6 protein-coding genes are annotated in these 4,623 nt (G+C 58.6%); 5 read left to right on the top strand and 1 reads right to left on the bottom strand.

The genetic code is table 11. The features are described from left to right. A partial coding sequence (locus HP459_RS21590) for a transglycosylase domain-containing protein (RefSeq protein WP_171936814.1) occupies positions 1-1,270 on the bottom strand: 1,270 nt, incomplete at its 3' end. Between the two features lie 120 nt (positions 1,271-1,390). Between HP459_RS21590 and pilM the strand changes: the two genes are divergently transcribed. The 5 genes from pilM to hofQ all read left to right on the top strand — a co-directional run. Further along, a complete protein-coding gene (pilM, locus tag HP459_RS21585) occupies positions 1,391-2,164 on the top strand; it encodes a pilus assembly protein PilM (protein ID WP_022649626.1) in 774 nt (257 codons plus the stop codon). Next, positions 2,164-2,658, top strand: a complete 495-nt coding sequence (locus HP459_RS21580; RefSeq protein WP_023307110.1) for a PilN domain-containing protein — start codon at positions 2,164-2,166, stop codon at positions 2,656-2,658. Before pilM ends, HP459_RS21580 begins: the two co-directional genes overlap by 1 nt. A gap of 3 nt (positions 2,659-2,661) precedes the next feature. Beyond that, the gene (locus HP459_RS21575; protein ID WP_058645885.1) at positions 2,662-3,114 is read left to right on the top strand and encodes a hypothetical protein; all 453 of its coding nucleotides are present in this window, start codon (positions 2,662-2,664) and stop codon (positions 3,112-3,114) included. Beyond that, on the top strand, positions 3,104-3,508 hold the full coding sequence (locus HP459_RS21570) for a HofP DNA utilization family protein (protein ID WP_058645883.1): 405 nt from the start codon (positions 3,104-3,106) through the stop codon (positions 3,506-3,508). Before HP459_RS21575 ends, HP459_RS21570 begins: the two co-directional genes overlap by 11 nt. Then, a partial coding sequence (gene hofQ / locus HP459_RS21565; protein WP_171936813.1) for a DNA uptake porin HofQ occupies positions 3,420-4,623 on the top strand: 1,204 nt, incomplete at its 3' end. The genes HP459_RS21570 and hofQ, both read left to right, overlap by 89 nt.

Genomic DNA, 4,623 nt, shown 5'->3' with positions numbered 1-4,623 from the left:
CCGGCACCTGTGCCAGCCACCAGGCATCGCCTACCTGACGCACCCAGATTTGTTGTCCGGTTTGTACCACATCCGTCACTTTACGTGGAGTAGGCCCCTGAAGGGTGTCAGAACGGTACGGACGCGCCCAGCGGATACCCTCCATACGCAGCGAAACGGATGTACCATCGGCCATCATCGCCACCGCTTCCTGCGGATCGGCCTGGGTGACCACCGCCGGACGCAGCGGGCCATAGGTCGGCAGCGCTTTCAGGGAATCAGTGATTTTTTTGCTGTCCCATGCGCCTTCGCCCACTCTCCACAGCACGTTGGACGGGCCGCGATAGCCGTGACGCATATCGTAATCCATCACGTTATTACGCACCGCCTGCTGGGCAGCCTGCTGCACCTTGCGGGTCACGGTGGTATAAACGCGATAGCCGTCTTCATATGCTTTGTCGCCGTAGCGGCGCACCATCTCCTGGCGAACCATTTCCGTCAGATACGGCGATGAGAAAGCAATTTCCGGTGCATGGTAATTGGCATCAATCACATCGCTGCGTGCCCGATCGTACTCATCCTGGCTGATGTAGCCTTCGCTCAACATACGCGATAGCACAACGTTACGGCGCGCGGTGGCGCGGTCCAGCGAGTAGAGCGGGTTAAACGTTGATGGCGCTTTTGGCAGGCCGGCAATGGTCGCCATTTCGCTCAGCGTGAGCTGATCGATCGACTTACCGAAATAGACCTGAGCCGCAGCCCCTACGCCATAGGCGCGGTAGCCCAGATAGATCTTGTTGAGGTAAAGCTCAAGGATCTCGTCTTTGCTCAGCAGTTGCTCAATGCGGATCGCGAGGAATACTTCTTTGATCTTACGTATCAGCGTCTTTTCCGGGCTGAGGAAGAAGTTACGCGCCAGCTGCTGGGTAATGGTACTTGCCCCCTGAGAGGCATGACCGGAGAACAGCGCCACGCTTGCCGCACGGAAAATACCGACCGGATCGACACCGTGGTGCTCGTAAAAACGGCTGTCCTCGGTGGCGATAAAAGCCTTCACCATCACGGGTGGAATTTGATTTAAGGTCAGTGGGATACGACGTTTCTCGCCGTATTGCGCCATCAGTTCACCATCGGCGCTATAGACCTGCATAGGGATCTGAAGCTGCACATCACGAAGTGTGGCGACATCAGGGAGTTGCGGCTCGACATATTTGTACAAACCAATAATCGAGCCTGCTCCCAGCAGAATGCAACAGACTGCAAGGATCAATAAATACTTTACGAACTTCACCGGAGATTTCCCATTTGGTTTAGCCTGGGCAGTTTCTAAACAATCGCGCGGTAGTATAAAGGCAAGCCTGATTCATTGATATAGCCGTCACTCCGACGGGCGATAAGGAGATCGTGAAGTATGGCTTTTAAAACGTGGCAAACAGGCGTTCATATTCAACAGGATAAGGTGATTGCCGTGGCGCTGACCAGAGAGCGGGCCGGCTGGCGTTTACGGCGCTGGTGGGCGGTGCCGCTGTCGGACGGGGTTATCGGTGAAGGCAAAATACTTAAGCCAGAACAACTGGTTAACGCATTACGTGGCTGGCGGAAAACATTGCCGCACTCGCATCGGGTATTTCTCTCATTTCCGGCAACGCGCGTTCTGCAACGCGCGTTGCCCCGTCCATCCGTTACCTTGCGTGACAGCGAACAGCTCACCTGGGTAGGCGCCGCATTAGCGCGTGAGCTGGAGATGCCTCCCGATACGCTCTGCTTTGACTACGCGCAGGATACGTTCAGCAACACTTTTCAGGTTACCGCCGCGCAAAACAGAGAGGTCGATACCCTGTTGTCGCTGGCGAAAGCGCTGCGTTTGCGCCTGGCCGCAATCGTCCCGGATGCCGGCGCACTGGCTAATCTTCTCTCTGCTGTTGCCCCCGTCCGGTGCGTAGCCTGGAGGGATAAACACCAGTGGCTGTGGGCGATGCGTCACCAGTGGGGGCGGCGCTACACCACAGAAGCGGCGACGGTGAATGAGCTGGCGGCGTTGCTTGCACTTTCTCCTTCTGATATCGCCGTGTTTGATGCTGCACGGGATCCCTGGGAAGCGGTGACGCTGTGTCAGCCGCCGTTGCCAGAATGTGGTGCTGATTACACCGTCGCCCTGGCGCTGGCCATGAGCGAGGCGCCGTAATGAGCATGCCCAATCTTTTACCCTGGCGTCGGCAGCAACGTAATCAGCGCCTGCGTTTTTGGGGGCTGCTGTTTACCGCCTCATTGTTGGTGATGCTGGCGGGAGGCGTCAGCCTTCGGGCGACGCAGACTCTCGCGTCACAGGCGTTGCAGAGCGATCTGGCGGGAACGCGTGCGGTGCAGAAGGTATTGAAAGCCCGTCAGCCGCAGTCTGCGGGGCTGGAACCCCTTTCGCAGCCGCCTGAGACGGTGGCATGGCAACCCGCGCTTGAATCCCTTGCCAGTGCAATGCCCCGGCAGGCGTGGCTGACGGCGCTGCGTTATCAGCCACCCTCGCTGATCCTGACGGGCTATACCACCTCACTCCCGACGCTCTCCGCCATGACCGATGCGCTGAAAAGGGTGACGGGGTTTAACCCCGGACCGGCAGGCGAATTGCAACAGGATAGCCAGGGGCGATGGATGTTCTCTTTTCAACTGCATAGCCGGAGGTAGCCAGTGGGCATCTGGTATCAACGCTGGACAGATGCACGTCCTTCCCGGCGCGTCCTTTGCTGGTTGATCGCGTCGGGGATCGTTGCGTTTGCGATTTGGGGAGCGCTGCTCAGACCCGCTGCTCTGTGCTACGCCGATATTCAGGCGCAGGCCAGCAGTGCGAAGCGAATCAACGCCTCGCTGTGGCCAAAGGTCGGGCGGCGACCTGTGGTTACGCAAGTGAAGCCGGTGCAGCCCTTTTCTCCGCTGGCATTTCAGCGTGAGGACGCAAGGCTGGTGTACTGGAAACCGCAGCAGAGTGGGGGAGAGCTGGCGCTGGATGCCTTGTGGGGCGCAGTTCCGGCGCTCTTTTCCCGGCTGGCGCTTGAGAACGTGCGGGTGAGCGCGTTTTCCATCACCCCACAGGGAAAACAGCTACGCCTTAGCCTGCAACTGGAGATCGGTCATGCGCAGTAAAACCCGTTTGCTGATCCTGCTTTCTCCGCTTTTCCTGACCGGGATGCGGGATCCCTTCTCCGTGCCGGAAGAGCGTTGCGCAGCAGGGCAACTCAGCCAGTGGCGGTATCAGGGAGTAGTCAGCGGCAGCAGGGATATCGGCCTTATGCAGGACGGGCAGAACCGCTGGCACCGGGTAAAAACGCAGATGCGGTTACCGCCAGGCTGGCGGGTGAGTGCGATAGATACACAACAACTGACCGTTGATGTCGGCGAGATGTGCGAGCCGAAACGATGGACATGGCAGCGAGAAGGAACGAAAAAAAGTGAAGATATGGATAGGGCTGTTACTCGCGGCACTCAGCCAGCCCCTGTGGGCCGCGACGCCAAAACCGGTCACCCTGCTGGTGGATGATGTCCCGGTGGTGCAGGTATTACAGGCGATGGTAGCGCAGGAGGATCGCAATCTGGTGGTGTCGCCGGATGTCAGCGGTTCGCTTTCGCTGAATCTAACGCGGGTGCCCTGGAGGCAGGCGCTTCAGACGGTAGTGAACAGTGCCGGGCTGGTATTGCGGGAAGAGGGCGGCATTTTTTATGTGCATACGGCGGCCTGGCAGCGGGAGCAACAGACGCGTAAAGAGCAGGAGCGGGCCCAGCGTCTGCTCGACGCTCCGCTGCTCTCTCACAGCATTCCGTTTGCTTATGCGGATGCGGCCGAATTGCAAAAAGCGGCGGAAAAGCTCTTAAGCCCGAAAGGCAGTCTCTCCGTCGACAAGCGCACCAACCGTCTCCTGGTCAGGGATAACAAGTCGGTGGTGGATATGCTCCAGCGCTGGGCAGCGCAGATGGATCTGCCCGTCGAGCAGGTAGAACTGGCGGCGCAGATTGTGACCATTAGTGAAAAAAGCCTGCGTGAACTGGGGGTGAAATGGAACCTCGCTGACGCAACGGAGGCCGGTAAGGTGGGTCAGGTCACGACGTTGGGCGCTGACCTGTCGGTGGCCAGTGCAACCACACACGTTGGGTTTAATATCGGGCGCATCAACGGCAGGATGCTGGATCTTGAGTTGTCGGCGCTTGAGCAAAAGCAGCAGGTGGATATCATCGCCAGCCCGCGGCTACTGGCGTCGCACATGCAGCCGGCCAGCATCAAGCAGGGCAGCGAAATCCCGTATCAGGTTTCCAGCGGCGAAAGCGGGGCGACCTCCGTTGAGTTTAAAGAGGCGGTATTAGGCATGGAGGTCACGCCGGTGGTGCTTCCGGGCGGCCGCGTTCGTCTGAAGCTGCATATCAGTGAAAATATGCCTGGCCAGGTGCTGCAACAGGCGGACGGCGAAACGCTGGCGATTGATAAGCAGGAGATCGAAACGCAGGTAGAGGTAAAAAGTGGGGAAACGCTCGCGCTGGGCGGGATCTTTTCGCAAAAGAATAAAACCGGACGCGACAGCGTGCCCGTGCTGGGCAACATTCCGTGGCTGGGTCAGTTGTTCCGCCATGACGGAAAAGATAACGAACGGCGCGAGTTAGTGG

The organism is Enterobacter sp. CM29, assembly GCF_013179605.1.
Classification (GTDB): domain Bacteria; phylum Pseudomonadota; class Gammaproteobacteria; order Enterobacterales; family Enterobacteriaceae; genus Enterobacter; species Enterobacter intestinihominis.
This window is presented reverse-complemented; position numbering and strand designations above follow the sequence as displayed.